Origin of the sequence: Frankia sp. AiPs1 (genome assembly GCF_023716945.1) — a bacterium.
GTDB lineage: Bacteria > Actinomycetota > Actinomycetes > Frankiales > Frankiaceae > Frankia.
The window spans coordinates 1-3052 of the sequence record NZ_JAMQQF010000660.1; the positions used below are offsets into that span (position 1 = coordinate 1).

2 protein-coding genes are annotated in these 3052 nt (G+C 75.1%); one reads left to right on the forward strand and one right to left on the reverse strand.

Going from position 1 to position 3052, the window contains the following annotated elements; genetic code table 11:
• Positions 1-450 (reverse strand): universal stress protein (locus ND748_RS29020; protein ID WP_251749372.1); only part of this gene is annotated, 450 nt, incomplete at its 3' end.
• 875 nt (positions 451-1325) lie between these two features.
• Between ND748_RS29020 and ND748_RS29025 the strand changes: the two genes are divergently transcribed.
• A partial coding sequence (locus tag ND748_RS29025) for a GAF domain-containing protein (RefSeq protein ID WP_251749373.1) occupies positions 1326-3052 on the forward strand: 1727 nt, incomplete at its 3' end.

Here is a 3052-nt window from a genome sequence, read left to right on the forward strand (position 1 = left end):
GACGAGCACCGGCCGGCCGCCGTCGTCGTCCTCGGCGGTCCGGCCGGCCGCCCGGACGACGACGACCGGCCGGGTCGCCTGGTGCAGGCAGGCCGCTGAGACCGACCCGACCAGGTACCGGCGCGGCCGGCTGGTCCCCCGGTAGCCGACGACGATCATGTCCGCGCCCGCACCCGCCGACAGCAACGCCTCGACGGCGTCGGCGTAGACGGCCCGCTCGGTGACGGGCACCGGCCGACGCGGGTCCTGGGTCCGCTGGACGCATTCTCGCAGCAGCGCCAGGGCGGATCCCTCGATCGTCTGGGGGCCCGGCGCGTAGGCGCGGTCGAGGACCTCGCGCGGGCAGTCGTCCAGCGTCCAGGCCAGCAGCGCCTCGAGGCTGTCCCGACGCAGCCAGGCCTCCCCCGCGGCCCAGCGCAGTGCCACGTCGGCGTCCCTGGATCCGTCCACTCCCACCACGATGCAGCCCGACACCACAAGCTCCAGATCCCCGGTCGCCGGCTCCCCGGTCTGCGTTCCAGGGTGCCCGCCGCAACCCGGGCCGGCGAGTGCGCCATGGCCCCCGTGGGGGAGCCGAACGGCCCGCCGTCGGCGGTGCGTCCGGCCGCGGCCTCCTCCCCGTTCGGGGGATACCCCGCGGCCACGGGACCACCTCGGCCGGCCCGATCGGGGCAGGCCGTCCACTGTCCGCCCCGATCGGACCGGGCGGCGGCCCGTCCGGGACACGGTCCAGACGACGCGGCCGGCGGCGTCCGCGTCCGCTGCGGATGCCCTGGCAGCGAGGGGTGGCGGCCCGTCCCGGACCGGTCCGCGGCCGGCGCTGGGCGGACCGCACGGGAGGAAGTGCTCCCCGATGGGCGCCGAAGGTCCCTGGGCGCCGGGGCGGGACGGGGCCGAACATGAGGTGACGTGAGGACCCGCCGCAGGTCGGCCCCAGGGCACGCGACGCCGACCGCACAGCGGCGAAGCGGCGAAGCGGCGGACGGCCCGCGGTGGCCCCGGATGGCTATGGCCGACCCGGTGCTCGGCCCGCCGATCCGGCCTGGGCGCCGGTCGGTCGACGCGGTGGACAGGAGGCTGCCCCATGAGGGTGCGCGACACGAGGACGACGCGGATGCATACCGTCGAGGCCGCGCGCCGGACCGCGCACGGCGGTCCGACACGAGCCGCCCGGGAATTCCTCGCGCCAACTCCACGATGACGTGGCGCCCACCACGGACGGATGGCCCCCGCCGGGACCCGCGGCCCATCCTCACCGGGAACGTCCTGGCCGCGATCCGGATGTCGGCCGCCGCCCGGCGCGGATCGGTTATCGTCCTGAAAGCATGGAGTCCGAACGGGACCTCGCGCCGGCCGGTGCAGGGACCTCCGGGACGGCCTGCGGGCAGGCCTCCCCGTCAGGGTCGTCGGGGGATCTGATCTTCCCCGCTGTCGCTCGGCTCGAACTGGACGAGCTTCTCTCCCAGCTGGTGGACCGAGCCCAGGACGTGCTGGCCACCCAGGGCCGGCTGCGAGGTCTGCTGCGGGCCAACCGGATGGTCACCGCCGACCTCAGCCTCGACGTGGTGCTGCGACGCATCGTCGAGTCCGCCTGCGAACTGGTCGACGCCCGTTACGGCGCGCTCGGCGTCATCGCCCGCGACGGTCACCTCGAACAGTTCATCCACGTCGGGATGGACCCGGGCCGCGTCGAGGCGATCGGCCGGACCCCCCGCGGCGACGGGGTGCTCGGCCTGCTCATCGCCGAGCCGGGGCCGGTGCGTCTCGACGACATCGCCGACCATCCCCGCGCCGTCGGCTTCCCCGCCGGGCACCCACCGATGCGGGCCTTCCTCGGCGTGCCGATCAGGGTCCGCAACGAGGTCTTCGGCAACCTCTACCTGACCGAGAAACGCGGCGGGCGGATCTTCACGGCCGAGGACGAGGAGCTCGTGCTGGCGCTCGCCGCCAACGCCGGCGTGGCGATCGACAACGCCCGCCTGTTCGGCGAGGCCCAGCACCGTCAGCAGTGGTCGCAGGCGTCCGCGGACATCACCCGACACCTGCTCGCCGACGACGAGGACCCGTTGGAGCTGATCGTCCAGCGGGCCCGCGACGTCGCCCGGGCGGACACCACGGCGCTGGCCCTGTGCGACCCGACGGCGCGGGAGCTGTCCTTCGACGTTGCCGAGGGCCACGACGCCGATCTGCTGCGCGGCCAGCAGGTGCCGCTGGAGACGTCGCTGGCCGGGCGGGCAGTGCACGACCGGGCCCCGCTCGTCGTCGCCGACGTGCGCACGCTGGGCGGCTCCGAGATCGACAAGCTCGACATCGGCCCGATCATGATCGTGCCGCTGATCGCCTCGCACGTCACCTCCGGGGCGCTGATCCTCGGCCGGCGCCGCGGCGGCGTCCTGTTCAGCGACGAGGACCTCGAACTCGCCGCCGCGTTCGCCGCCCACGTCGCGCTCGCCCTGGAACTGGCTCGCTCGCGGGCGGCGCGGGGCCGGCTGTCGCTGCTGGAGGATCGCGACCGGATTGCCCGCGACCTGCACGACCACGTGATGCAGCGGTTGTTCGCGGTGGCGATGGGCCTGCAGGGCCTGGCCGCCAGCGAGGAGCGGGCGACGCGCGCGGAACGGATGAGCACCTACGTCGAGGACCTCGACGAGACCGTGCGGGAGATCCGCCAGACGATCTTCGAGCTGCGCGGTCGGGCCACCCCGGCCACGGGAAGCGGACTGCGGGCGCAGATCCTCGGGATCATCGACGACATGGCCGGGGCGTTCGGCTTCACCCCCCGGTTGCACCTCGACGGCCCGGTCGACACGGCGATCGACGCCGCCGTCGGCGACCATCTCATCGCCGTGGTGCGCGAGACCCTGTCGAACGCCGCCCGCCACGCCCACGCCCGCGCCGTCGAGGTGACGGTGGCCGTCGCGGACGGCCGGGTGAGCGTGGACGTGGTGGACGACGGCGTCGGGATGGGACCGACGACGCGGCGCAGCGGGCTGGCGAACCTGCGCGGCCGGGCCGAGGCCCTGGGCGGAACCTTCGCCGTGGAGCCCGGCCC